Below are 25609 nucleotides of genomic sequence, written 5' to 3'. Positions count from 1 at the left end.
CTTGCCGGGGTCGTCGTCCGAGGCTGCCCGGCCTGCCGATGCGGCTCCGTCCTCTGGCCCGGCCCCGTCCGCAGATCCGATCCCGCCGACCGAGGATGCCTCGTCAACCGACGCGCCGCTGCCCACCGATGCCGACACGTCGTCGGAGCCGCCCTCGTCTTCCGACGCAGCCTCGTCTTCCGACGCAGCCTCGTCTTCCGACGCAGCCTCGTCTTCCGACGCAGCCTCGTCTTCCGACGCAGCCTCGTCTTCCGACGCGGCCCCGCCCGCCGGCGCGCCCTCCTCGGACGCAGCCTCGTCTTCCGACGCAGCCTCGTCCTCCGACGCGGCCCTGCCCGTCGAAGCACCCGCCTCTCACATGGCCCCGCCCACCGACGCGCCCTCCTCTCACGCGGCCCCGTCCTCCGCAGGGCGTCCGGGTGATGTCGCGCGGGAGGCGTTGCGTGCGGCTCGGCGGGAGGCGGCGCGGGCGGCGGAAGGCGGCGCGCGGCGCGGGCGGAGCGCGTCCGCGCGCCGTGCCGCCGGCCCGTCCCCGTCGCCCAGCGGGTCCGGGCAGCCCGGGGCCGCACGGGTGCAAGCCGCGCGGGACATGCGGCAGTTCCTGAACAGCGCCTTCCGCATGCCCTCATGGACCGACGGTCCGGACGACCCGGACGGCTCGGACGTCTCGGAGACGCCTGAGGGCCCGGATACGCCCGATACGCCCCGGGCCCCGGAAATCTCAGGGGCCAAGCACGAGCCCGGTGGCGTCGGCGCCCCAGGCCGCACGGGCGACCGTCCGGCCGCGTCCCCGCAGGTGCCCGGCAGCATGGCGACACCGCACCGGGACTCCGAACTCCGGCGCACCTTCCCGGCGTTCGCGGCCCGCGGAGTTTCGGCGGAGGGCTCGGCGTTCGCCGGGACCTGGTGGGGGAACGCCTGGGTGGAGGCGCTGGAGCGGGGTGCGCTGGACGTCAAGAGGCTGGTCCGGGGCCGGGGTTACGCGGACGCGGGCAACGTGGACGCGATCACGGTGACCCCGGGCTCGGTGCTGGCGTACGTGCGCGGGAGCCGCCCGCGGCCGTACCGGGTGCAGGTGCGCCTGCGGACCCTGGACGACGGCGACTGGGAGCGGTTCCTGGACACGGCCGCGGACCGGCCGGGCCACATCGCGGCGCTGCTCGACAAGGAGCTGCCCGAGTCGCTCGCCGACTGCGGTGTGCCCCTGCTGCCCGGCCCCGGCGATCTCGCCCCGCGCTGCAGCTGCCCCGACTCCGGCCACCCGTGCAAGCACGCGGCCGCCCTCTGCTACCAGACGGCACGCCTGCTCGACGCCGACCCCTTCGTGCTGCTCCTGCTGCGCGGCCGAGGCGAACGCGAGCTGCTGGACGCGCTGTCCCGCCGCAGCGCCGCCCGGGCGGCCCGCGCCGCTCAGGAGGGGGCGCCGCGGTCCCTGCCCGGCGTCCGCGCGACCGAGGCCCTCGCCCCGCGCCGGCTGCCCGCGCCGCCCCGCCCGCTGCCCGTGCCGCCGCACCCCGAGCAGCCGCCGGTGTACCCGGCCGCGCCCGGCGGCCCGGACCCCCTCGCGCTGGACCAGCTCGCCACCGACGCCGCCGCCCGCGCGCACGCGCTGCTCACCACCGGACGCGACCCGGTCGCCGAACTCACGCTCTGGCAGGACGCCGTACGGCTCGCCGCGGCCCGGCCGGGCTCCGGCCTGACCGCCGCCACCCGCGCCCTGTACGCCACGCTGGCCGCGGCCGTCGGCCGCACCCCGGCCGACCTGGCCCGCGCGGTCGCCGCCTGGCGGCAGGGCGGCGAGGAGGGGCTGGCCGTCCTGGAGGGCCCCTGGGACCCGCCGGCCGGCCGCTTCGACCGGGCCCGCCCGCTGCTGCTCGCCGCCGACCTCCCGGCGTTCCGGCCCTGGCGCAACCACCTCACCCACCCGCGCGGCCACGTCCAGCTCCGGCTGGGCCGCGACGGCCTGTGGTACGCCTACGAGTCGGAGCCGGGCCAGGACGACTGGTGGCCCCGCGGCACTCCCGACCCGGACCCGGTGGGAGCCCTGACCGGCCTGGGCGCCCCGGACGACCTGTAGGCCGCGCCCCCCGGTGTCCGGGGCACGGCTCACAGGGTGGGGAAGGCCGCGATCAGGCCGTCGTGCACGGCCACCCCACACGCGACGGGGGGGGGGCGCCGATGCGCACCGCCGCCCCGTGCGACAGGTCCAGCCGCTGCTGCGCGCGCGGGTCGGCGGCGGCGAGACCGTCGCCGGACAGCGCCACCCGCGTCCCCTACGCGTCCTCGCGTGCCGACTCCGCCGCGGGCAGCAGCCGTACGAGGAAGCACGCCCCGGTGTCTCCGGTGAGCGACGCCACCTGCGCGTCGACGTCCAGCCGGCCGCCGCCGGGGCGGCGCAGCGTCACCCGGGCGCAGGCGTCCCGGCCGGCGGCGGCACCGGCCAAGCGGTCCCGCACCGCGGGATCCGTCACGAGCGAGGGCAGGTCGAGCCCGCTCGGGGCCGTGTCCGCCCCGCCCAGCAGCTCCAGTGCCCGCGGTGTGCACGCCTTTACCGTGCCGGCGCCGTCCAGCACCAGCTCCCAGATGGTCCCGCCGGCCGGTCACTTCTTCGGATCGTGGCCCCAGTTCATGAGCGAGTAGCGCCATCTGGTGTCGGTGACGTCGCCGTCGGGGCGCTGCTCGACGTGGCGCCTGACGTAGCCGACCACCTTGCGCATGTGGGCGATGTCGTCCTCGCCGAGATCCGCCTTCTTGGTGCGCAGCAGGGTGACGATGCGCCGCCCGGACTCGTGTCCGACGCTCTCGCCGCCGTCACTCTGCCCCACGCTCTTCGACTCGTCGGTCTCCAGCCACTTTTCGAGTTCGCCTGCCGTCATGTTGACGGCGTCGCCGAACGCGTGCCGGACGTCGTCGTCCTCGCTGCCGCTCTTCTGTGCGGACATCAACGATGGTCACCCCTCACGTCACCCGGTTGTCTCACTCGCCCAGGTTCGTCCAGATCACCGGTGCGCGCATCCTCAGACCCCGGCGCCCTCCACCCCGCCGGCCTCGCGCGCGCCGGGCACGGGCGCGACGCCGTCGGGCGGCAGGACACTGGGCCACCAGGCCCGCGGGCCGATGTCGAGCACCAGGGCCGGGACCAGCAGCGAGCGGACCACCAGGGTGTCCAGCAGCACGCCGAAGGCCACGATGAAGGCGATCTGCACCAGGAAGGCCAGCGGGATCACCGTCAGCGCGGCGAACGTCGCGGCCAGCACCATGCCGGCCGAGGTGATCACCCCTCCGGTCGTGGTCAGACCGCGCAGCACACCCTGCCGGTTGCCGTGCACGAGCGCCTCCTCCCGCACCCGGGACATCAGGAAGATGTTGTAGTCGACGCCCAGCGCCACCAGGAAGACGAACCCGTACAGCGGCACCGACGCGTCCGCCCCGCCGAACCCGAACACGTGCTTGAACACGAGGGAGGAAACGCCGAGCGTGGCCAGGAAGTTGAGCGCCACCGTCGCCACCAGCAGCACCGGCACGAGCAGGGAGCGCAGCAGCAGCACGAGGATCAGCAGGATGATCCCGAGGACGACCGGCACGATGACGGTGCGGTCCCGGGCGGAGGTCTGCTGGGTGTCGTACTGCTGGGCCGTGTAGCCGCCCACCAGCGCGTCGGCCCCGGGCACCGCGTGCACCCGCGTGCGCAGCCGCTCGATCGTCCGCTTGGCGGCGTCGCTGTCCGCCGCGGCCTCCAGGGTGGCGTCGATGCGGACCCGCCCATCCACGACCTTCGGCGCTCCGCCGCCGGGCCGCCCGGACGCCGAGACGGCGGCGGCCGACGCCACGCCCTCGGTGCCCTTCGCCGCGGCGGTCACCTGAGCGGCCCGGCCGGCGTCGGCGATGATGACGGCCGGGTTGCCGGAGCCGCCGGGGAAGTGCTCGCCGAGGGTCTTCTGGGCGGCGACCGAGGGGGCGTCGTTCACGAAGATCTCGTCGAGCGGCACACCCTTCGCGGACAGCGAGGGGGCGAAGGCCGCGAGCGCGGCCAGACCGATCGCCGTCACCGCCCAGACCGCGCGCGGACGGGCGCCCACCTTGCCGGCGACACGGTGCCACACGCCGTGCCCCTCCATGGAGGCGTCCGACTCCCGCGGCCGGGACGGCCAGTAGGCGGTGCGCCCCAGCAGCGCCAGCACGGCCGGCAGGAAGGTGAGCGCGGAGAGCACGGCGCAGACGATGCCGATGGCGCCGACCGGCCCGAGCGCGCGGTTGTTGGTGAGGTCGCTGGCCAGCAGCGCCAGCAGCGCGAGGGCCACGGTGGCGGCGCTTGCGGTGATCGCGCCGAACGACCTGCGCACCGCCGCCAGCGCGGCCGCGGCACGGTCCTGGCCCGTCGCCAGTTCCTCGCGGAACCGCGCGGCCAGCAGCAGCGCGTAGTCGGTGGCGGCGCCGATCACGAGGATGGACAGGATGCCCTGCACCTGACCGTCCACCCGGACCACGTCGTGGTCGGCCAGCACGTAGACGACCGCGCAGGCCAGGCCGAGGGCGAACACCGCCCCGAGGATGATCACGAAGGGCAACAGGACGCTCCGGTAGACCAGGAGCAGGATCACCAGCACGGCGCCCAGCGCCACGCCCAGCAGCAGCCCGTCGATGCCGGCGAACGCGTCCCCCAGGTCGGCCTGGCTCGCCGCCGGGCCCGCGATCTCCGCGGTCGTGCCCGGCACGCTCCTCGCGGCCTCGCGCACGGTGTCCAGCACGTCGGGCAGCCGGTCGCCGAGGTCCGGCCGCAGCTGGACGACGGCCTGCAGCGCCTTGCCGTCCTCGGACGGCAGCGCGGGCGAGGGCGCGCCGACGATCCCGGTCCGCCCGGCGAGTGCGCCGACGGCCCGGGTGGCGGTGGCGCGCCGGTCATCCGCGATGGGCTTGCCGTCCGCCGTCCAGACGACGATCGCGGGCAGGGTCTCCGCCTCGTCGAACGCCTCGCGGGCCTTGAGCACCTTGGTCGACTCCGCGCTCTGCGGGAGAAAGGCGGACTGGTCGTTGGTCGCGACCTCGCCCAGCTTCCCGGCGTAGGGCCCGAGCGTTCCGCCCACGCCGAGCCAGACGAACAGCAGCACGAGCGGCACGAGCCAACGGGTCCGGCCGGGTGTCGCTCTCATGCGTCTCCTCGAATTTCTGTGCGACCGAATAACTCAGTCGTGAAGTATCTCAATGATTGAGTAACCATATACTGGGGCGATGCACGGGACCGAACACGCCTCGCCGTCTCTTCCGGCGGACGACCCCACGGGGTTGCAGTACTTCGCGGTCCTTCTACGACGGCTCAACGGCGAGTTCAACCGCATCGCCCACGAGTTCGCCCAGACGCAGGGCCTCCACCTCACCGACGTCCAGGCACTCGTCGCGATCCTGGACGCCGATCCGGAGGAGGGGCCCATGACGCCCGGGCGGCTGCGCGGGCTGCTCGATCTGACCTCCGGCGCCATGACCGCCTGTCTGGACCGCCTGGAGCGGGCGGGGCACATCCGGCGCGTCCGCGCGGCCGACGACCGCCGCGTCGTCCACCTGCACTACGCGGAGGCGGCCAGAGGCGTCGCCCGGGACTTCTTCCAGCCCCTGGCCCGCGGCACCGAGGCCGCGCGGCAGCGCTTCAGCGGCGAGGAGCTGGCCGTGGTCTCCCGGTTCCTCGTGGAGATCAACCGGGAACTCGCCCTCCTGCGCAGCGGGCCCGCCCCCCGCGCCTGAGGTTCCGGGAAGTCCGCACCCGGCCGACGGAGCCTCACGAAGTACGGGGCATGCCGGCGCCGGCCGCGGCCGAACTGGAGCTTCGGCCGGACCGTCGGGGGTGTCGTCGAGCGCGGGGTCCAATGGCTGCTCGCGCTGATCTCTCATCCAACGCGGCGACGAGGGCGGGGCGGGTCGGGCGCGCTGCGCGGCGGCGTGAGGCGCGGCGGCGTGGGGCGCGGCGGTGTGGGACGCGTTGGTTGCCACGCGCCGGCGTGGCACGCGGCCCCGTGGCGCCGCCTGCGCCGTGTGGCTCGCCTGCGGCGTATGGGTCCGACCGCGTCGCAGGGTCCGCCTGCGGCGTATGGGTCCGCCCGTGTCGTATGGCGCCGCCGCCCCGGTCCGCCCGTGGAGCCGGGCAGGGGCCGGGCCGCCGGTTGGCCGCCGGGCCCGTGTCCCCTGCCGATCGAGGGAAAGCGCGGCTCAGGCCGCCAGCGCCTGGCGCCACCGCACCGGCGCGCCCACCCGCAGCACCGAGTTGCGGTAGATCCTCCCGGCGAGAAGCATGCAGCAGGCCGTGACCACCAGCAGGACGGCGGCGGAGGCGAGCTGCTCCTGCACGGTCGCCGTGCCCACCGATGCCTTGAGCGGCATGAGCAGGCCGGAGAAGGGCGGTATGTACTGCACGACCGAGACCCAGGGCGCGGAGAGGTGGGCGGCGGCCGCCGTCGCCGCGCCGACCGGCGCCAGGGCGAGCAGCATCACCGGCGTCAGCACGCCCTGCAGGTCCTCGGGCCTGGACACCAGTGACCCGGCCGCCGCGTACAGCGAGGCGAACATGGCGAAGGTCAGGAGGAACCAGAGCACCGTCACCGCCAGGGCCCGCAACCCCGGCATCGCGGTGGTCTCCCCGGACATCACCGACTGCGCCCCGGCCACCGCGCCCAGCATCGTGGCCACCTGCAGCATGCCGGCCGTGACGATCCCGGAGACCTTGCCCACGAGCAGTTCCAGCGGAGTGAGCGTGGCGAGCAGCACCTCCACCACCCGGGTGGACTTCTCCTCGACCACGCCCTGCGCGATCACCGACCCCTGATTGACGATCTGCATGAACAACACGATGATCAGGCTCGCCGCGGCGCCCAGTTGGAGCGAGCCCACGGACTTCCCGACCGTCACGGTGGTGGGCTCGGCGGCCGCGGTGTCCCGTGCCAGCCGCCCCAGGTCCACGTCCTGCCGCAGCAGGGCCTGTTGGCCCGCCCAGGCCCTGGCCAGCGCGTCGGCGCCCGCCCGCGCCTGATCGCTGGAGTCGGCGCGGGTCAGGAGGGACGCGTGGCCTCCGGCGACGACCACCGCCGCGTCCGCGTCCTTGCTCTCGACCAGCCTGCGCGCCCCCGGCATGCCGTCGCACGACGTCACCCGCACTCCGGGCGGCGCGGTGCCGAGCGACGCGGCCGGAGTGCCGCAGACGGTCACGGTGGCGGAGGTGCTGCGCCCCATGAAGTCGAAGCCGATCACCAGACCGAACGTGACCAGGGAGAGCAGGACCAGGCTGACCAGATAGCCCCTGGTGCACATCCGCGCCCGCAGTTCCCGGACGTAGACCAGGCGGACCCGGGTCGGGTTCAACGAGTGCTGCTCGGAGCCGGAGCGCTTCACGCGGACACCTCGTCCAGGTCGGAGGTACGGGTCTTCGCCGGGGTCGGCGCACCGGTGGCCGCGGAGCCCGCGGGCGGCGCGTCCCGGACCGGTTCGACCAGGTCGCGGAAGAGTTCGGCGAGGCCGGGCACATGGCGCCGCATCTGCCTCACGGTGCCGTGCCGCACGGCCTCCACCAGCAGGTCGTTCTCGGTGCGGCCCCCGGCGAGATCGACCAGGACCCCCTGCTGGTGCGCCCGGAAGCCGGCGACCGCGGCGCAGCCCGCGGGCCAGTCCTCGCCGGCGCCCTCGACCTCCACGTACACCTGGCCGCTCGCCTCCGCGGGCCGCAGCTCGTCGAGGGTCCCGCAGGCCACGCGGCGTCCGGCGCGCACGATCGAGACCCGGTCGCAGAGCTGCTCGACCAGGTCCAGCTGGTGGCTGGAGAAGAGCACGGGCACACCCTGTGCCGCCTTCTCGCGGAGGACGTCGCTCATGTCGTCGACGGCGAGCGGATCGAGTCCTGAGAACGGCTCGTCGAGGACGAGTACTTCGGGATCGTGGACCAGGGCGGCGGCCAGCTGGACGCGCTGCTGGTTGCCCAGGCTGAGGGTGTTCACCCGCTTGTCGCGGTGCTCGGTGATCCGCAGCCGCTCCGTCCAGCGGACCATCGCCTCAAGGGCGTCGGCGTGGGACAGCCCGTGGAGCTCGCCGAAGTAGATCAGCTGCCGGGCCACGGTCATCTTGGGGTACAGCCCGCGCTCCTCGGGCATATAGCCGAACCGTGCCGACTCCAGTCTCCCGACCGGCGCCCCGCCCCAGAGCACCTGTCCGCGGTCCGGAGCGAGCACCCCGACGCCGATGCGCATGGCAGTGGTCTTGCCTGCTCCGTTGCCGCCGACGAAGCCGGATATCTCCCCGGGCCGCACGGTCAACGTGAGCGAATCCAGCGCCTGTCGGGTTCCGAAGCGCTTCGACACTTCCTCGAGTAGCAAAGGTTTCACGGGCCTCCCCTTCCGTCTTCCTGTGCTGTGGACGTGTGCGCGGAGTCTACTTTCCTGTCAGGAAACTACCTGCTACTTTCTCGATAGGAAAGTAGAGGTGCTCCTCAGGAGGGTGTGAGGACGGATGACGTCCGACGACAAGCACGACAGGGACCCCTTCGGCCGGCAGGCCGTGACGCCGGCCGACGCGCAGGCCGCGCTCGACGACATCCGCAGACGGCAGGAACAGTCCGGTGCGGCCGAACTGCGGTTCGGCCTGTCACGTTCCTCCGTGCTGACGGCGGCGCTGCTGCTGTTCGTCTCCTTCGCGTCCTTCGACCTGCCCAACCCCTGGGGTGGCGCGGTGCTGCTCCCGGGGCTGCTGCTGGTGGCGCTGATCGTGGTCCGCCACACCCACGGTGCGCCGGTCCGCAACAGGCCGGGCGCCACGGGTGCGCTGGTGGGAGTGGTCTGCGGGATCGCCGGGTTCGGGGTGTTCCTGGGGCTGGCGGCGGCGCTCTCCTCGGGCGGGGTGCCGGCGCCCCACCTCGTCGCCGCCGCGGTGGTGGTCGGGGCGTGCCTGCTGGCGGCGCCCCGTGCCCGCCGGGCCGCCGAGGCACGGCTGCGGCGCCGGGCGGAGCGGCGGTACTGATGGACGCCGACTTCGACGCTTTCCTGCACCCGGCCCCACGGCTGACGATCGTCGCCCTGCTGGCGCCCGCGGGATGGACCGAGTTCGGATTCATCCGGGACGCGATCGGCACCAGTGACTCCGCCCTGTCCAAGCAGTTGTCGGCGCTCGCGGCCGAGGGGTACGTCGAGGTGCGCAAGCAGGTCGGCGTGGGCGCCCGGCGCACGCTCGCACGGCTCACGCCGAAGGGGCGGGAGGCGTTCGTGCGGCATGCCGCGGCGCTGGAGCGGATCGCGGCGACGGCGCGTGCCGCGCGACCGGCCGACTGACCGCTGGGAACGGCGGGTTGCTTCCGGCGGCCGGCGGCGGCTCCGGTCGCCCGGGGATCACCTCGCGGTCTGACGTGGCGCCGGGACGGGCGCGGAGCGACTGAGGGCGACTCCGGCCCCGGCCCCGCCTTTCGGCACCCATGCTCATACACGGAACGTTAGTCATGGGAGACACAGTGTGATGATCGAAGTGCGAGAGCTGACGAAATGTTATGGAAAGACCCGAGCGGTCGATGAACTGAGCTTCCGCGTGGAGCCGGGCCGCGTGACCGGCTTCCTGGGGCCCAACGGCGCCGGAAAGTCCACGACGATCCGCGCGATGATCGGCCTCGACCGTCCCACCTCCGGCGAAGTCCTCATCGGCGGCAGGCGTTACGAGGACCTGCCCCGTCCGCTGACCACCGTCGGCGCGCTGCTCGACGCCCGCGCGGTGCACGGCGGCCGGAGCGTGCGGGGGCACCTGGCGGGTCTGGCCCGGAGCAACCGCCTGCCGCTGCGACGGGTCGACGAACTCCTGGAGACGGTCGGACTCGCGAGTGTCGCGCACAAGCGGGCGAAGGGGCTGTCGCTGGGCATGGCCCAGCGGCTGGGCATCGCCGCCGCGCTCCTCGGCGACCCGCAGGCGCTGCTGCTCGACGAGCCGGTCAACGGCCTGGACCCCGAGGGCGTGAAGTGGATCCGCGACCTGATGAAGCGCATGGCGGACGAGGGCCGTGCGGTCCTGGTCTCCAGCCATCTGATGAGCGAGATGGCGCTGACCGCCGGGCACCTGGTCGTGATCGGACGCGGCCGGCTCCTCGCCGACACCTCCGTGGAGGAGTTCATCGCCGCCAACTCCCGGTCGTACGTCCTCATTCGCACGCCGGAGCCGGAGCGTGTGCGCGACCTCCTGACCGCTCGCGGCGTCCACGTGGACACCGGGCCCGACGGATCGCTGGAGGCGGTGGGCACCGACCCGAGGACGGTGGGCACCCTGGCCGCCGAGAACCGGATCGCCGTCCACGAGGTCAGCCCGAGAACCGCCTCTCTGGAGGAGGCGTTCATGCAGTTCACCGCGGATGCCGTCGAGTACCGCGCGGAGCAGGAGGCAGTGCGATGAGCAACGACCTGGGCGCGGCCGTCGGTTTCGAGTGGTCCAAGGCGCGCACCGTGCGTTCCGTGCCGTGGAGCCTGGCGGTCTGTGTCGGCCTCAGCCTCGCCTTCGCCGTGCTCACCGGAGCCGTCGTGCAGCACCAGTACGCGCACAAGCCGGCCCCGTCGTCCTTCGACCCCGTCTCCGCCGGATTCAGCGGGCTGCGGCTGGGGCTGATCGGGCTCGTGGTCTTCGGGGTGCTGGTCGTCACCAGCGAGTACTCGTCCGGGACCATCCGCAGTTCACTGGCCGCGGTGCCCCGGCGCGGAGTGTTCTACGCCGCCAAGCTGCTCACCGGCGGTCTGACGGCGCTGGCGGTCTCCGCGGTCGCCGCCGTCACCAGTTTCCTCCTCGCCCAGGCGACCATGGGCGACGAGAGCGTGTCCCTCACGGACGACGGCGTGCTGCCCGCCCTGTTCGGGGCAGTGCTCTACGCGACGATGCTCAGCGTGTTCTCCATGGCCGTCGCCGTCCTTCTGCGCTCCTCCGCGATCACCATGGGCATCCTCGTGCCGCTCTTCTTCACGGTCTCGACGATCCTCACCAACATCCCCGGCGTCGGCAAGGCCGCGCAGTTCCTGCCCGACCAGGCCGGCGGGCTGGTGCTCTACCGGCACGCGCCCGACGAGTACGTGCTGAACGCGTGGTCCGGACTCGCCGTCCTCGCGGCCTGGACCGCGGCCGCGGCGATCGCCGGTTACCTGGCCCTGCGGCGCCGCGACGCCTGACGGCACCGGTGCGGTCCGTGCGCCCGGCACATGCGGACCTTATGCGCGGCCGATGCGTGCTCTCCCTCGTCGGCGATGCGGGGGTCGAATGTCCGCCTCCCATGATCGGAGCAGACGCCGAACGACAGTTCGGCGCCCGCATCCACCACACAAGGGAGAACTGCCATGTACCAGGGTGACCTGTCCCTCCTCGAGGAGATCGAAGAGCAGGACTTCGACGGCGTCGCTTACGGAGCGTGCACCACGAACACCTTCTCGCTCTCGGACGCGCTGGGCAACCACGGCGGCTGGTGCACCCTCACCAAGGAATGCCAGGCCAACTGCAACTGACCGTGGTCGGCGACGAGAGAGGCAATTCCATGCAGAACGAGAAGGACATTCTCGGGGCGTACGACGAGGCCGAGCTCATCGAGCTGAGCGAGGCCGATGTCACCGGTGGCACGACGCCGGTCTCCATAGCGGTGACGGTGGCGGCCAGCGTCGCCTTCTGCCCGACCATCAAGTGCACCAGCGCCTGCTGACAACGGATCTCTTCAAGTAACGGGGAAGGAACGATCATGCAGAACGAGAAGGACATTCTCGGGGCGTACGACGAGGCCGAGCTCATCGAGCTGAGCGAGGCCGACGTCACCGGTGGCACGACGCCGGTCTCCATCGCCGTGACGGTGGCGGCCAGCGTCGCCTTCTGCCCGACCACCAAGTGCACCAGCGCCTGCTGAGTGCTCTGTAGGTCGGTGTAAGCGGGTGGGGCGGAATGGATCGAAACCCCCAAGGGTCCATTCCGCCCCGCCTTTTGGGGGTACTTCACATCGCGTGCAGAAGGACGGCAATGAGATCTGCGATCAACCTCTATCCGGAGTTCGACGACACGGAGATCGGTGAGACGATCACCCCGCTCGCGCCGTTCGACGACCACGTTCTCGCCGTGGTCGCCGGCGGGCCGCAGAAGTCCGACGCGGCATCCGCCCGGCCCGGGGTCGTCAAGGACTGGCTGACCCGTCCGGAGGAATACCCGTTCCAGCACGTGATCAGGGCGATCGCGGCGGGCGCCGCGGACGGAGATCCGCTGGCCGCGTTTCCCGCCCTGTTCACCGACTCGGACGACGCGCTGGTCGAACTGCTCGCCAGGGCGGAGATCCGCGTCCGCGAGACGTACACCCGTCCGCTGGTCGCGGCCGTCAACCACGCGCGCGAGCGGGGACTTCTGGAGGGCGACAGCCCGCAGGAGCGCTACCGGTACTTCGTGGACGAGGCGATACGCGGTTCGTTCACCGCCGCCGCAGGTCTCGACTTCCCCGTGCTGCGCGATCTCACGCCGGTGGTGCTGGCCGGCACCGTCGACGCCGTCGTCGAACTCTGCTCCAGGGTGGTCGCCGACCGGGAGGTGCTCCGGGACGCCTTCGGTCTCGCGCCGGACGACCGGCTGGTCTCCTTCGGCACCCCCGAGGGCGACACCCACCACCATGGCCGCGCCGTCTGCATCCTCACCTTCGAGTCCGGCACCCGCCTGGTCTACAAACCGCGCGACGTGTCCTGCGAGGCCGCCTACCTCCGCCTCGCGGGCGAACTCAACAAGGCCTTCGGCACCCGCCTCGTCGCCGCCCGGGCACTCGCCCGCGACGGCTACGGATACGTCGAGTACGTCGAGGCCGAGGACGTCTCCGGCATCTCCGAGCGCTTCATGCGGGACAGCGGCGAACTGGCGGCGGTCCTGTACGTGCTGAACGCGCGTGACATGCACTTCGAGAACATCGTGCCGACCCGCCGCGGTCCGGTCCCGGTGGATCTGGAGACCCTTCTCCACCCGGAGCGGGTCCACGACGGTCCGGTTCCGGAGGCCGAGGGGAACGCGTACGCCACCATCGGGCAGTCGGTCTACGGGGTGGGCATCCTGCCGCTGGTGATGGCGGGCAGGAAGAAGGACCGGGGCGGGCACGTGGACCTCGGATTCCTCGGCGGGCCGGGGCGCGGCACGTCTCCGTTCAAGCAGATGAGTTTCGACGCGCCCTACACGGACCGGATCCGGCTCTCCCTCAAGACGCAGGCGGTGCAGGGCCGCAAGACCGTCGTCGGCCAGCGGACCGAGGAGGAGATCCTCCGCCTCGGCCGGGAGATGGCGGACGGCTTCACGCGCACGTACCGCGCCGTACTCGCGGCGCCCGGCACCTGGACCACGCTGCTGCGCACCTTCGCCGTGGGCCTGCGCATCCGCTACGTGCACAACCCCACCGCGCTCTACTCCCAGACCCTGCGCATGACCACCGGGCCGAGCGCACTCGACGACCCGGCCACCTATCTCGCGCTGCTCAAGCGCATCGCCATCGCCAGCAAGACCTCCGCCCGGCCGCTGATCGTCTCGGAGCTCCGGCAGATGGCCGAGCGGGACGTCCCGTACTTCACCGTCAGCGCCACCGGAACCGGGATCTGCGACGGAGACGGCCGGGAGGTGGGCGCCGCGCTCGGCCACTCCCCGCTGGAACTCGCCCTCGGCAAGGCGGCCCGCCTCGGTGAGACCGATCTCGCACAGCAACTGCGGCTCATCCGGTCGGCGTTCACCGCCCAGTTCCCGGACAACCACCTGTCTCCCGCACGGCACGCGGAAGCCCCCGCGCCGGACGGCGGGGCGGGCTCCGGCGAGCGTCAGGCCCTCGTCACCCTCGCGCGGGAGCTCTGCGACGGCCTGGTCGAGACCTCCCTGCCGGACCGCTTCGCCCACCTGCCCAGGACCTGGATCGGGCCGCTGGCGTCCGCGGAGGCGGACCGCCCCTGGCCGCCCGGCGTGCTCGGCTACGACCTCTACACGGGCCGGACCGGCATCGCCCTCACCCTCTGCGCCGCCGGACGTGTCCTCGACGACGACCGCTACCTGGACGTGTCGCGGCAGATCTTCTCGGCGACCGCCGACATCCTGGCCTCGCACCGCTACGAGTCCCGCAGCCTCCGGCAGGCCGGCTACGGCGGCTACACCGGCATGGCGGGCATCCTGTTCTGCCTCTCGGCGGCAGGCGGCCTGGCCGGCGAGGACGACTGGGTGCGCGCCGCCCGGGGAGCGGTACCCCTGGTGCTCGAGCAGATCCGCGCCGAGCCCGCCGACGAGCTGCCGCTGGACGTCATCAGCGGCCTCGCGGGCGTGCTGAACTGCATAACGGCCATCGCGGGCCCCGACGCTCCCGAGGCCGTCACCGAGGTGACGCACCTCCTCGTCCGGGCGATCCAGTCGGACGGCGTCCACGCCCGGTCGGTCCTGGACCAGTCGGGGTTCGCCCACGGCGTCAGCGGGATCGTCCACGCCCTCGGCCGTGCCCACGCGCTGCTGCCGGCGGAACACCGGCCCCTGGTCGAGACGGTGCTGACCGCACTCGTCAGGCGGCTCGACGTGTTCTTCGACCCGGACGAGCGGAACTGGTCGTCCCGTGCCTCGCAGGACGGAACCTTCTCGACCGGCTGGTGCCACGGCTCGACCAGTGTCGCCCTGGCCCTCGCCGCCTACGGGACCGTGCCCGGCGCCGAGGACGTCACGGCCGCGCGGGACCAGGCGATCGACAACACACTGCGCCTCGGGTTCGGCCGCAACCTGACCTGGTGCCACGGCGACCTGGGGAACCACGCCGCCCTGCGCTTCATCGCCGGCCCGGACGGCGCCCCGCTGCACGCGGACGTACGCGAGCAGGAACGCCGATGGCTCAGACCGGAGGTGTTCCGCCGCAAGACGGCCGACCCCGACAGCCGCTACGCGCACACCAACAGCCTCATGGTCGGCAGCGCCGGCCTGGCACTGCACCTGCTCAACCGGATCGATCCGGACCTGCGCCTGTGCCCGCTCACCCTCACCGTGGGAGGGCGCTGACCATGGCGACACCCCACCGGGAGAAGATCCACACGGCACGCCGCGTACCGACCGTCACCCAGGTCACGCAGACGGAGTGCGGTCTGTGTTCGTGCATCGCGCTGCTGCGGTACTACGGGCGCGCGGAGGAGATCGTCAGCGCCCGCGAGGTCATGGAAGCGGGACGTGACGGCCTGTCGGCCGGCCAGCTGGCGCACTTCCTGGAGTCACGCGGCATGCGGGTCAAGCCGTACCGGGTCAGGAACGTGGCCGCCCTGGAGAACTTCACCTCACCGGTGATCCTCTACTGGGAGAACTACCACTTCGTGGTCCTGGAGAACTTCGACGGCCGGACGGCCGTCGTCATGGACCCCGCGGTCGGACGGCGCCGGATCAGCCGCGAGGAGCTGGAGAAGAGCTTCACCGAGATCGTCCTCGCCGCCGAGCCGGCCGAAGGGTTCGAGCGGAAGCGCGCCAGGCCGTTCGCCGAGTGGCGCAAGTTCCTGCTGCTCACGACGGACGCGAAGAAGCGCATAGGCCTGGTGGCGCTGCTGTCGCTCAGCGGCTACGGGACGGTCCTCGGCATTCCCGTCCTCACCCGGTGGGCCGTCGACCGGTACGCCCACTGGCAGGGGCTCGGCGACTCCGCCGTCCTCCTGGGGGCCGTGCTGGCCGCCGCCCTGTGCTACTACGTGCTGCACCTGACGAGGGTCGTGCTGCTGTCCTCGCTGATCGCCGTGCTCGGCAAGGACCTGATGAGCCAGACGTTCACCAGGCTCCTCAACCTGCCGTTCAAGTTCTTCACCACGCGGCCGCCCGGCGAACTGATCTACCGGCTCAACAGCGTGACGTCGGTACGCGACCTGATCTCGTCCCGGATGGCCCAGGGCGTGCTCGATGTGGGCACACTCGTCTGCGTCACGGTGTACCTGCTGGTCACGGAGTGGCGCCTGGGCCTGGTCGCCGTGGGCCTCTTCCTGCTCAACGCCCTGTACCTGATGAAGACGCGGTACCGGGTCACCGAGGCGGTCGACTCGGAGATCGCCTACCTGTCGAAGAGCCAGGGAACCCAGCTCGACGCCATCGTGTCGATCCCGGCGATCAAGATGGGCGGCTACGCCGAGGAGTTCCTGACCGGCTGGAACGAGACGTACAGCAACTCGCTGAACGCGATGAGGACGCGGATGCGTCTCCAGCAGGGCCGCATAGCCGGACTGTCCACCACGACGCAGATGTTCGGACCGCTGATCCTGCTGCTGTTCAGCCTCTACCTGGTCGGCCACGGCGGCATCTCCCTGGGGGCCGCCGTGTCGGTCCAGGCGATCTCCGCGACCTACTTCTCCCTGGCCAGTTCGGTGTTCCAGACCTACACGTCGTTCAACGAGGTGTCCCGGTACGTGTCCCGGCTGGCGGAGATCTCCGAGGAGGAGCCGGAGGCGCCCGGCGGCGCCAGGACCGAGCTCGCCGCCCCGTCCATCACCCTGAAGGACGTCAGTTTCCGGTTCACCCAGCACAGCGATCTGGTGGTGCGGAACGTCTCGATGACGATCGGCGCGGGAGAACGCGTGGCCCTCGTCGGACCCTCGGGATCCGGCAAGAGCACCCTCGGCCGCATCATCTGCGGGCTCTACGGGGCCACGAGCGGAACGATCGAGTACGGCGGCCACGACCTCGAGGAGTACGACAAGACCGCCCTGCGCCGCACCATCGGCTACATCCCGCAGGAGGTGCACATGCACAACCGCACCATCCTGGAGAACCTGACACTGGGCAAGGACCTGTCCGAGGAGCACGTCCGCGAGTTCTGCGACCGGCTGGGAATCCTCGACTTCGTCAACGAGCTGCCCATGGGGTTCAACACCCTGGTCTCCGACATGGGGGCCAACTTCTCCGGCGGCCAGCGCCAGCGGATCGCCATCGCCCGGGCCCTGCTGGGGAATCCGAAGATCCTGGTCATGGACGAGGCCACGGCGGCGCTCGACAACATCAACGAACGCCGTGTCATGCGGGTCATCTCGGAGATCGGGGCCACTCAGGTCGTGATCGCGCACCGCCTGGCCACCGTCAAGTCGGCCGACCGGATCTACGTCCTCGACAAGGGCTCCATCACGGAAGCCGGCACCCACGAGGACCTCCTCGGCGAGGGCGACCTGTACGCAGACCTGTACGGCGACGACCAGCGGGAGGAAACGCTGGTGGGGGGAGAACGAGCGTGACCGACCCGCAGGTGGCAGTCGTCGACTTCCTGTCGTTCTACACGAACCGCGTACCCCGTCAGGCAGTCGTGGACCGACTGCACGGCCCCCTCTCCCGGGTGTCCACGCCCCAGCACGCGCAGGCCCTGACCGACCAGATCTGGGAGGACCTCGTCACCACCGTGGAGGGACACTCCCTCCGGGTGCTGATAGGGGAGTTCCACGAGTTCCGGGAAGCCCTCGGGCTGCCCATGTCCGCCGACGGCGACGAGGCGCTCCGGAAGTTCCGCCGGCACCTCGAGGACCCGCACAACTGCCAAGATGTCCTGGCCCGTTACGAGGTGCTGCGCCGTCGGCTCACCGTGGTCCTGGACCACTTCCTCGACGCCTACGACGAGATGCTCACCGCCTTCCACGAGGACCGGCCGCGGCTTGCGGCGGGCGGGCTGCTGGCGGACGGGAACGACACGCTGGCCTCCCTCGTCACCACGGGCGGGGACCCCCACAACGACAACCGGCGCGTCGTGGGCCTACGCCTCGCGAGCGGCGGAAAGCTGGTCTTCAAGCCGCGCACGCTGGCGGCCGACGACTTCGTCCGCGACCTGTACGCCGTGGCCGAGCCGTACCTCGCCCACTCCCTCGACGGATGCGTGCCGGCGTCGCTGTCCGTCGGCGGGCACGGATGGCAGCGGTTCGTCACCCCGCGCGCCATGACCGCGCCGGACCAGCCGGCCCGGTACTTCTACCGCTTCGGCGCGCTGTGCGCGCTCTTCGGCGCCATCGGCGCCTCCGACCTCCACGACGAGAACCTGCTCGCCGCGGGGGAGCACCCGTGCGTCATCGACACGGAGATGATGCTGCGGCCGGGCGCCGGCTCAGGGACCGACTCGCTGGAACACCGGCTGATCCACCACGTCGAGGCGTCCGTGGCCTCCACCATGCTGGTCCCGAACGTCCGGCCCGAATCGCCCATCGACGTGATCATGGCGGGCGTCGGCGTCGGCGGCGAGCAGGTGTCCGGCAAACTGAAGAAGACCGTGATCCAGGACGGCGGCACGGACGCCGTCCGGCTGCGCTGGGAACCCGTCGTGTACCGGCACAAGGAGAACGTGCCGCGGCTCGGCGAGGACGGACTGCCGGCCGTGCGGTACTACGGCGACATCCTCGCCGGATACACCGACGCCCTGGGAGCCGTCCGGCAGCGCGAGGCGATCGAGGACGTCGTCGGCCGGTACGCCGACCTGCCCGTACGCTGCCTCATCCGCTCGACGATGGTGTACGGCCGCTTCCTCGACGCGGCGACCCAGCCCAAGTACCTGCGCGACGCCGGTGAGACCGAGCGCCTTCTGGGCCTGCTGAAGGGCTTCCCCCGGCATCTGAGCGACGAGGCACGCGGGTTCGCGGGTGAGGCCGAGCGCAGCGCGCTGGACACCGGGAACGTGCCCTACTTCACGGCGCGGGCCGGTTCCACCGAGCTGGCCACGAACACCTCCCGGCAGGAACGGGCCCACCCGTCGTCACCGGCGGACTTCGCCCGCGCGGGTCTCGCCCTCCACGCCGGGCAGAGCGACGCCTACCACCGGTTCGTGCTGGAGGAGTGCTTCGGCGAACTCGGTGAGGCGGCACCGGACGTGATGTCCCGTCACAGCCTCTTCGCCGCAGTCCTGCGCACCACCGCGGACGAGGCGTGGTGGCCGCTGGTGGCCCGCACGCTCCAGGACGTGCGGGTGACGCACCGGGGCGAGCACGGTGCGCAGAGCGGCTGGATCGGCGGGGTGGGGCCCGACCGCGGAGTCCCCACCATCGTGCCGGGGAACTACCTGTCGTTCCACGACAGCGGAGGGATCGTCACCTTCCTCGAGGACGCCGCGCGGCACGACCCGGCACTGGCAGAGCTGCACCTGAGTGCCGACCGCGGCCTGAGCGCGCTTCTCGAGGTGTACGGGGAGGCCCTGCTGAGGGCCCCGGAGAGCGTCTTCACCGGGGCGGCCTCGCTGCTGCTCACCCGGCCCCGCGGGCAGGACCGCGTCTGGGTGTCCCGGCTGCTGGACCGCATCGCGGAGCGCGTCGAGGCCGGCACCCTGGAGAGGGACCTGGCCAATGGTCCCGCCGGCCTGCTCATGGCCGTGCTGGCCCGTCTCGAAGCGGGGCAGGCCCCCCTGATGGACGAGGACCGGCTCATCCGCCTGTGCGACCTGGTGCTCGCACAGGCCGGGACGACGCTGGACCGTGCCTGGTTCGACGTCGCGCACGGCGACATCGGCATGCGGTGGGCCGTGTCCCGGATCGGCCGGTACCTGGGTGACCCGACGCTGACCGACGCGGCCGCGGACTGGCTGACCGAACGCCTGGCCCACGGTGAGCCGCCGCCGGTGCCCGGTTGGTGCAACGGCAGCGCCGGGCTGCTGCTGGTCGCGGCGGAGGTCCTGGCCTCGGCGGGCCGCCCGCGCACCCTCGCCGGCGGTCGCCTCGCCGAACTGGCTGACCGTGCCACGTCGTTGCGGGAGCGGAAGCCGGTGGACCTGTCGGTGTGCCACGGCTCCAGCGGGGTGATCCAGTCGCTGATCGCGGCGAGCGGGCTCTGCGAGGACCCGTCCCTGCTCGATCGGGCGGCCGACTACCGGGCACGCGTGGCGCGGGCGGCTCGTGAGCACGGGTTCCACACCGGGTGTCCGGGGAGGACCTCGCTGCTGGGCTACATGTTCGGCTGGTCGGGTATCGGTCACACCGACCTGATGCTGAACAGGGCGCTGGACGGCCGGCCCCCGGCCTTCGTGCCGGTCGCGTTGACCGGCGCCGGCGTGCCGGAACCGTCCTCCCCGCGGCCGCGCGGCGCGAGCGCCCTGACGGAACTCCCGCGGTGACCACAGACAAGGAAGACCAGTGATGAGCCAGAACAAGCAGAGCCGCATGGCGGCGACGTTCCCCCTGTTCGTCGGGGCCCTCGTCGCGGCCGTGGCCTTCAGCCAGGACAACCGCGGCGGTGCCGTGCTCGGCCTGGTGGCCGGAGCCGTCATCTCCCTGATCGTGTCGGTACGCCGACGGAAGCGGTAGCGCACGATGAAGTACTCGATACTGCTGCCGGTGGTGCCGGCCCGTCCCGAACAGGCGGTGCTGTTCGCGAACCTCGTGCAGTGGACCGCCGCCGAGCGCCTGTGGCAGGGGCAGTCGCTGGTCCTCGACTCCCACCACCTCGCCACCTGGCTCGCCGGGATCGGGGTGCGCGTCCCGATGGGCTTCGGGGTCTCCCTGATGCCGATGCGGTCGCCGTACCAGGCGGCGTTCGAGGCGCGCTCGGTCGCCCTCGCCACCGGGCACCCCGTGGTGGCCGGATTCGGTCCGGGCCCCCTGTCCTTCCAGAGCGCTCTCATGGGACGGCCGTACGCCAGTCAACTGCGGGCCTGCCGGGAGTACGCGACGATCGTGCGCGCCCTGGTGTCGGGTGACGACGCCATGGTCGAGGGCGAGTACTTCTCGGTGGCCGCCCGGCTGCCGAAGCGCCCGGCGCCACGGGTCGAGGTGGGCCTCGGGGTGCTGCGCCCGAGGATGGCGGCCCTCGCGGGCGAGGTGGCCGACCGGGCCGTCACCTGGCTTCTGCCGGCGCGTTACCTGGCCGAGACGCTGGTCCCGGCGATGGCGGGCGCCGACCGCAAGCTCGACGAGCCCGTGCGTACCACGGCCATCGTGCCGCTGGCGGTCGCGCGCGAGGGCCGTGACGTCACCGCCCTGGTCGAAGCGACCTGCGGGAACCATCTGAAGGCGCCGCACTACCAGGACGCGCTCCGGAAGGCCGGGATCGCGGTCTCCGACCAGGGCGACGCGAAGGACGCCGCGCGGGTCGCGGACGCGGGCGCCTTCCTGTACGGCACGGTGCAGCAGATCCGCGACCGGCTCGCCGAGTTCGCCGCCGCGGGGGTGGAAGAGGTCGTCCTCAACACGATCGGTGTCGCGCAGACGCACGGACCGAAAGCGGCCGCCGAGGACCTCCTGCAGGTGCTCGGCAGCGCGTCGGGCGCGTCCGCGGACGACGTCCGGCCGACCTGACGCAGCGGCAGAGCCGGCGGCCCTGCGCGCCCGTCGTGGCCCGCGGGGCGCCGTCCGCCGGGCTCGTGCCGTCGACCGTTCCCACGTCACCTTTCCATGCCTGATCACACGATTGTCCGTCAGCAGAGAGGGCGAAAGCACATGTCCCGCACCGAGAACGTCGATGTCGTCGTCGTGGGAGGGGGCCCGGCCGGATCCACGGTCGGAAGCCTGCTCGCCAAGGCCGGCCACACGGTACTCATCCTGGAACGGGAGACCTTCCCCAGGTACCACATCGGGGAGTCCATGGTGTCCGGCATGGCCCCGCTCATGGAGGAACTCGGCCTCGTGGACGAGCTGGACGCACGCTTCCGGCACAAGAGCGGGATCACCCTGCGGTGGGGCCGGGACCCCGAGCCCTGGCGCAGCGACTTCTCCGCGGCCTTCTCCGCGACCGGCAGCCACTTCACCCACGCCTGGCACGTCACGCGGAGCGAGTTCGACGAGCTGATGCTCGACAACGCCCGGAAGCTCGGCGCCATGGTGCACGAGGCCGCCCAGGTCACGGAGATCCTCCGGGACGGGACCGGCAGGGTGACCGGGGTGGCCTACACACAGGACGGCGAGACCCACCGGGCCACCGCCCGCTTCGTGGTGGACGCCTCCGGCCAGGGCCGCCTGCTGACCCGTCAGCTGACCCGGACCAACTGGCAGGACGACCTGCGCAACGTCGCGGTGTGGACGTACTTCGACTCCTACTCGCCCATCGCGTACCAGGACGACATCCTGGTCGAGGCGATCCAGGGCGGCGGCTGGGTGTGGGGCATTCCGCTCTCGGACACCAAGCTGAGCATGGGCTACGTGCTGTCCGCCGAGCAGCTCGCCGAGCAGACCCGTGGCGGACGCACCCAGCGGGACGTCTTCCTCGACTGCCTGAGGGACAGCCACGTCGCGAGGACGATGGTCGACGTGGAGACCCTCGGTGAACTGCGCACCACACGCGACTGGTCCCACGTGTGCGACACCTTCCACGGCCCGGGCTGGGCCGCGGTGGGAGACGCCGCCGCGTTCATCGACCCGCTGTTCTCCTCCGGGGTGTGGCTGGGCACGTCCGGGGCCTGGCTGGCCGCCCGGGCCATCGGCGCCGCGCTGGAGGACGAGCGGCAGGAAGCGCGGGCCCTGGAGCGGTTCGACGCCCTCTACCGCCAGTTGTTCAAGGACATCCTGGCCTACGTGCGCTTCTTCATGGACCCGACCCGGCTGCGCGAGGAGTACGAGGAGCGGGCCCGGGAGATCGGGAACATGGTCACGCAGAGTTCGCGCGTCGGGTTCGTCTCGATGATCTCGGGCGTGAACGCCGTGGCGGACGTCGTGGACTTCGACCCGATGAGCGTCGAGGAGGTCGAGGGCGTCATGCAGGAGTGGGACGAGCAGGCCACCGCGAGCCGGGAGGCGACCGCGAGCGGTCCCGCGCGCTGAAGGTGACCGCGTCGTGGCGGGCCGTCGGCCCGGTGCCCTGAGAACCGGGGCGCCGCGCTCCCGGCCCGCGACGCCCCGCTTCCCGTCCGACGGAAGGATGCACAGTGCCCCGACGAGTCCGCCGGCCCGCCACGGCGGCCATCGCCGCGACGGCGGCCGGCTCCCCGGCGGAGGCGGTCGTGTCGGACTTCACCTGGCCGCGTCCGCCGGGTGACCCGATCCGGCCGCGTCCGGCGCGGGGACGGAGGCGGGCACGGACCGGCCGGCCGTGCGGAGCGCACGGCCGGCCGGCGTCAGATCCACTGCCGGCGAGCCGCCTGCACGCCTGCCGCGAAACGGCTGGAGACGCCGAGCCGCTCCATCAGACCCGCCAGCTTCCGGCGCTCCGTGCGCACGCTGATCCCCAGTGAGCGTGCCACCGCGCTGTCGGTGAGACCGTCGGCCAGCAACTCGAGCAGCTTGCGTTCCTGGGGGGTGATCTCGCCGGGGGAGGCCTCGCCGGAAGCCGACCCCGGCGAGAACCAGTTCGCGTGGTCCCAGTACGCCTCGAACAGGGCCCGCATGGCCAGGACCACCGGCCTGCTCCGGAAGAGCAGTGTCGTGCCGGAGACCTGTCCGGGCAGCCCGCTGACCACGGCGGCCGTCGTGTCCACGATCAGCAGGCGCATCGGCAGGGAGGGGGCGGTGCGCACCTCGCAGTCGTGCTCGGCCATCCACTGGGCATGCGACCGGGTCACGCGATCACGCATGATACTGTCGATGTAGATCGAGCGAAAACGTACGCCGCGGGCGATGGCACGCTGGTTGAGAGGCCTGGACGCCTCGACGGACTCCTCGGTCAGTGCCCCCGCGGGATGGAAGGCCAGACTCTCCTGCTGGCAGGACTCCGCCAGGGCCTCTATCCGTGTACGGATGTCGTCGATGCGGTGAAGTCGCTCGATGCCGTCTACCTGGGCCGATCTCACGGCGGCGGCGTATTCCGCGGCTATGGCGTCGAGCATCGTCGTGTTGTGCTTGATGCGGTGTTCCCGCCACGCGAGCTCCTCCTGCTCCCGTTCGAGCAGGACCCTTATCCCGCGCAACGGGTCCACGGCTCTCAGTCCGCCCGGCGAGTCCTTGGAGGGGGCGAGCAGCGACAGGTCGACGAGCCGTGTGATGGCCGCCTTCACGCTGCCGTCGTCGCTGTTCGTCAAACGGGCCAGTTCGTGCGTCTCCTGTTCGCTGTGAAACAGGAAAGCGCGATACACCCGGAGTGTCTCTTGGTCAAGTGCCAGCACATCGGTCAAGTGCTTCCCCCTTTTTGGCGCCCCGTCAACTAAGCCGCGTGAGCCACACGCCCTGAAGCGGGGGCGCCGGCTTGTGTGTTTCTGGTGATGCTCCTGTCAACAGTGTGCATGATCGTCATGGTAGCGACTGATGGCGTCCGGCGCGCCTTCTGGACAGCTCGTCACTTCGGTACCCCCGCGTCCGAAAAGCTCACAGGAGTTGGGCGAAAGAGAGCCCCGCCGCCCGGCATCCGTCGCGAGCGGCGCTGGTTCGTCCCGTCATGTCCTGGCTGCACGTGGCAACAGGCTGCACGGCAATTTCCTGACAGAACTTTGGTGCGGACGGACGGGATACCGGAATGGTTTCCTCTCCTCGGTCGCGGTTGCCGCCGGAGGAAGGCGAAGCGGCCGTGGCAAAGCGGGCACCACGGGCCCAATGGCCTTCAACGGCCTTTGCGGACATCTGAATTGGAGTCAAGTCATGTTCCTGACAGCGGCACCCGCCGCGACCGTCACTCCGGTTGCCGGCGGACACCGTGCCTGCCCACGCCGGTCCGCGCCATGGCCGGCCCGGCCACCGGACTTCACGCAGTTCGGGTCACGGGCAAGCTGAACAGATCGTCACATTGAGCAAGTAATGGGGGACAATTATGACGTCGACCGTGAGTCGCTGCTCCGTTTTAACGGGCTTTCCTCCCGGGAAGAAGGTGTGGTTCACAGCCATGTGCTGTCCGCTCCGATGAAAGGGGCGGGTGGCGCCATGCTGTTCAGAATTCTGGGACACCTGCGATTTCAGGAAGAGGTCGAGGTTCGTTCCCCCATGCGGCGGGCGATTCTCACGGCCCTGCTCCTGCGGTCCGGGCACCCCGTCGGAATGACGGAACTGGCCGAACTGCTGTGGGACGATCCGCCCTCGTCGGCCAGGGCGAACATTCGCAGTCACTTCACCGGACTGCGGCGCGATCTCGACCGGGCCATGCCGGGGCTGAGCGACAGGATCAAGACATGCCGCGGCACACAGAGCGGCTACCGGCTGGAGGTCGGGCCCGACGAGGTCGACCTGCCCGTGTTCCTCCAGGCCTCCCGGCAGGGCCGCGCCCACCTGGCGCGGGGTGAGGCCGACCGGGCCATCGCCGTGCTCGAGGACGCGCTGGCCCTCTGGCGTGGTCCGTTCGGGCAGGATCTGCCGATGACGCGCTGGTTCGACGCGCACGCGACCGGGCTTCGCAACGGGCGCCTCGACACCTACGAGGACCTCTTCACCGCGCTGCTCATCGCGGGCCGGACCGAGATGCTGTCCTACCGCATCGAGACGGTCATCGCGGAAGCGCCGTACCGGCAACGTCTCTGGGAACTCCTGGCAGCCGTGTACTGCGTCCAGGGCGACTCGGCGGGCGCCCTCAGCGTCCTCAAGCGCTGCAGGACGGTCCTCGTCGAGGACCTGGGCCTCGACGTGCCTCCGAGCATCGAGGCGATCAGGGGCGCGGCGCTCACCTGGGACGGCGACGAGGCCCTGCGGCTGGTCGTGCGCGCCGCCTCCTGCCGGGCCCACGCCCCCTGGGGCGACGTGGGCCCGGGACGCGAGCGAGGCCGGGCGCTCCCGGCGGTGGCGGCCCCCCAGCTGCCCTTCCACGAGGCGACCGGGTGAGCCTGCCGGCCGTGAGC

The 25609-nt window shown here is 71.8% G+C and carries 22 protein-coding genes; 16 read left to right on the top strand and 6 right to left on the bottom strand.

What is annotated here, in order from left to right:
• Position 1 precedes the first annotated feature (1 nt).
• A complete protein-coding gene (locus ACFYU0_RS18360) occupies positions 2-2077 on the top strand; it encodes an SWIM zinc finger family protein (RefSeq protein WP_389302281.1) in 2076 nt (691 codons plus the stop codon).
• 196 nt (positions 2078-2273) lie between these two features.
• Here the strand turns inward: ACFYU0_RS18360 and ACFYU0_RS18355 are convergent, their stop codons facing one another.
• From ACFYU0_RS18355 to ACFYU0_RS18345, 3 genes are all read right to left on the bottom strand, one after another.
• Positions 2274-2573 (bottom strand): hypothetical protein, encoded by a 300-nt coding sequence (locus ACFYU0_RS18355; RefSeq protein WP_389302279.1) that lies wholly within the window; start codon positions 2571-2573, stop codon positions 2274-2276.
• Positions 2574-2600: 27 nt separating this feature from the next.
• On the bottom strand, positions 2601-2942 hold the full coding sequence (locus ACFYU0_RS18350) for a DUF3140 domain-containing protein (protein WP_351665500.1): 342 nt from the start codon (positions 2940-2942) through the stop codon (positions 2601-2603).
• Between the two features lie 75 nt (positions 2943-3017).
• Positions 3018-5150, bottom strand: coding sequence for an MMPL family transporter (locus ACFYU0_RS18345; protein ID WP_389302275.1), 2133 nt, complete (start codon positions 5148-5150; stop codon positions 3018-3020).
• 79 nt (positions 5151-5229) lie between these two features.
• On the opposite strand from ACFYU0_RS18345, the gene ACFYU0_RS18340 reads away from it, so the two are divergent.
• Positions 5230-5736, top strand: a complete 507-nt coding sequence (locus ACFYU0_RS18340; protein ID WP_351665496.1) for a MarR family winged helix-turn-helix transcriptional regulator — start codon at positions 5230-5232, stop codon at positions 5734-5736.
• 462 nt (positions 5737-6198) lie between these two features.
• Here the strand turns inward: ACFYU0_RS18340 and ACFYU0_RS18335 are convergent, their stop codons facing one another.
• Positions 6199-7374 carry an ABC transporter permease gene (locus ACFYU0_RS18335; RefSeq protein ID WP_389302272.1) on the bottom strand — a complete coding sequence of 392 codons (1176 nt, stop codon included), beginning with the start codon at positions 7372-7374 and terminating at the stop codon, positions 6199-6201.
• A complete protein-coding gene (locus tag ACFYU0_RS18330) occupies positions 7371-8333 on the bottom strand; it encodes an ATP-binding cassette domain-containing protein (RefSeq protein ID WP_351665794.1) in 963 nt (320 codons plus the stop codon). Before ACFYU0_RS18330 ends, ACFYU0_RS18335 begins: the two co-directional genes overlap by 4 nt.
• 148 nt (positions 8334-8481) lie before the next feature.
• On the opposite strand from ACFYU0_RS18330, the gene ACFYU0_RS18325 reads away from it, so the two are divergent.
• From ACFYU0_RS18325 to ACFYU0_RS18265, 13 genes are all read left to right on the top strand, one after another.
• Entirely contained in the window at positions 8482-8988 is a 507-nt protein-coding gene (locus ACFYU0_RS18325; protein ID WP_351665492.1) for a hypothetical protein, read from the top strand.
• Positions 8988-9296, top strand: a complete 309-nt coding sequence (locus ACFYU0_RS18320; RefSeq protein ID WP_351665490.1) for a transcriptional regulator — start codon at positions 8988-8990, stop codon at positions 9294-9296. The genes ACFYU0_RS18325 and ACFYU0_RS18320 overlap by 1 nt, the downstream gene beginning before the upstream one ends.
• A 181-nt stretch (positions 9297-9477) precedes the next feature.
• Positions 9478-10395, top strand: coding sequence for an ABC transporter ATP-binding protein (locus ACFYU0_RS18315; protein WP_389302268.1), 918 nt, complete (start codon positions 9478-9480; stop codon positions 10393-10395).
• A complete protein-coding gene (locus tag ACFYU0_RS18310) occupies positions 10392-11156 on the top strand; it encodes an ABC transporter permease subunit (RefSeq protein WP_351665486.1) in 765 nt (254 codons plus the stop codon). Before ACFYU0_RS18315 ends, ACFYU0_RS18310 begins: the two co-directional genes overlap by 4 nt.
• A 165-nt stretch (positions 11157-11321) precedes the next feature.
• Complete coding sequence (locus ACFYU0_RS18305) at positions 11322-11486, top strand: plantaricin C family lantibiotic (RefSeq protein ID WP_351665484.1); 165 nt, start codon at positions 11322-11324, stop codon at positions 11484-11486.
• Positions 11487-11515: 29 nt separating this feature from the next.
• The gene (locus ACFYU0_RS18300) at positions 11516-11677 is read left to right on the top strand and encodes a class II lanthipeptide, LchA2/BrtA2 family (protein ID WP_174266226.1); all 162 of its coding nucleotides are present in this window, start codon (positions 11516-11518) and stop codon (positions 11675-11677) included.
• A 36-nt stretch (positions 11678-11713) separates the two neighbouring features.
• The gene (locus ACFYU0_RS18295) at positions 11714-11875 is read left to right on the top strand and encodes a class II lanthipeptide, LchA2/BrtA2 family (RefSeq protein ID WP_351665482.1); all 162 of its coding nucleotides are present in this window, start codon (positions 11714-11716) and stop codon (positions 11873-11875) included.
• 110 nt (positions 11876-11985) lie between these two features.
• Positions 11986-15003: a type 2 lanthipeptide synthetase LanM family protein gene (locus ACFYU0_RS18290; protein ID WP_389302264.1), complete on the top strand. Its 3018-nt coding sequence runs from the start codon at positions 11986-11988 to the stop codon at positions 15001-15003.
• Between the two features lie 2 nt (positions 15004-15005).
• A complete protein-coding gene (locus ACFYU0_RS18285) occupies positions 15006-17198 on the top strand; it encodes a peptidase domain-containing ABC transporter (protein ID WP_389302262.1) in 2193 nt (730 codons plus the stop codon).
• A complete protein-coding gene (lanM, locus tag ACFYU0_RS18280) occupies positions 17195-20041 on the top strand; it encodes a type 2 lanthipeptide synthetase LanM (protein ID WP_389302259.1) in 2847 nt (948 codons plus the stop codon). The genes ACFYU0_RS18285 and lanM overlap by 4 nt, the downstream gene beginning before the upstream one ends.
• 22 nt (positions 20042-20063) lie before the next feature.
• The gene (locus tag ACFYU0_RS18275; protein ID WP_389302257.1) at positions 20064-20231 is read left to right on the top strand and encodes a hypothetical protein; all 168 of its coding nucleotides are present in this window, start codon (positions 20064-20066) and stop codon (positions 20229-20231) included.
• Between the two features lie 6 nt (positions 20232-20237).
• Positions 20238-21221: an LLM class flavin-dependent oxidoreductase gene (locus tag ACFYU0_RS18270; protein WP_389302255.1), complete on the top strand. Its 984-nt coding sequence runs from the start codon at positions 20238-20240 to the stop codon at positions 21219-21221.
• A 141-nt stretch (positions 21222-21362) separates the two neighbouring features.
• Positions 21363-22679 carry an NAD(P)/FAD-dependent oxidoreductase gene (locus tag ACFYU0_RS18265; protein WP_389302253.1) on the top strand — a complete coding sequence of 439 codons (1317 nt, stop codon included), beginning with the start codon at positions 21363-21365 and terminating at the stop codon, positions 22677-22679.
• Between the two features lie 293 nt (positions 22680-22972).
• On the opposite strand, the gene ACFYU0_RS18260 is transcribed toward ACFYU0_RS18265, so the two are convergent.
• Complete coding sequence (locus ACFYU0_RS18260) at positions 22973-23956, bottom strand: LuxR C-terminal-related transcriptional regulator (RefSeq protein WP_389302789.1); 984 nt, start codon at positions 23954-23956, stop codon at positions 22973-22975.
• Between the two features lie 808 nt (positions 23957-24764).
• Between ACFYU0_RS18260 and ACFYU0_RS18255 the strand changes: the two genes are divergently transcribed.
• Positions 24765-25592 carry a BTAD domain-containing putative transcriptional regulator gene (locus ACFYU0_RS18255; protein ID WP_389302252.1) on the top strand — a complete coding sequence of 276 codons (828 nt, stop codon included), beginning with the start codon at positions 24765-24767 and terminating at the stop codon, positions 25590-25592.
• Positions 25593-25609 lie beyond the last annotated feature (17 nt).

The sequence above is a fragment of the Streptomyces sp. NPDC003720 genome (genome assembly GCF_042875075.1).
Taxonomy (GTDB): domain Bacteria; phylum Actinomycetota; class Actinomycetes; order Streptomycetales; family Streptomycetaceae; genus Streptomyces.
This window is presented reverse-complemented; position numbering and strand designations above follow the sequence as displayed.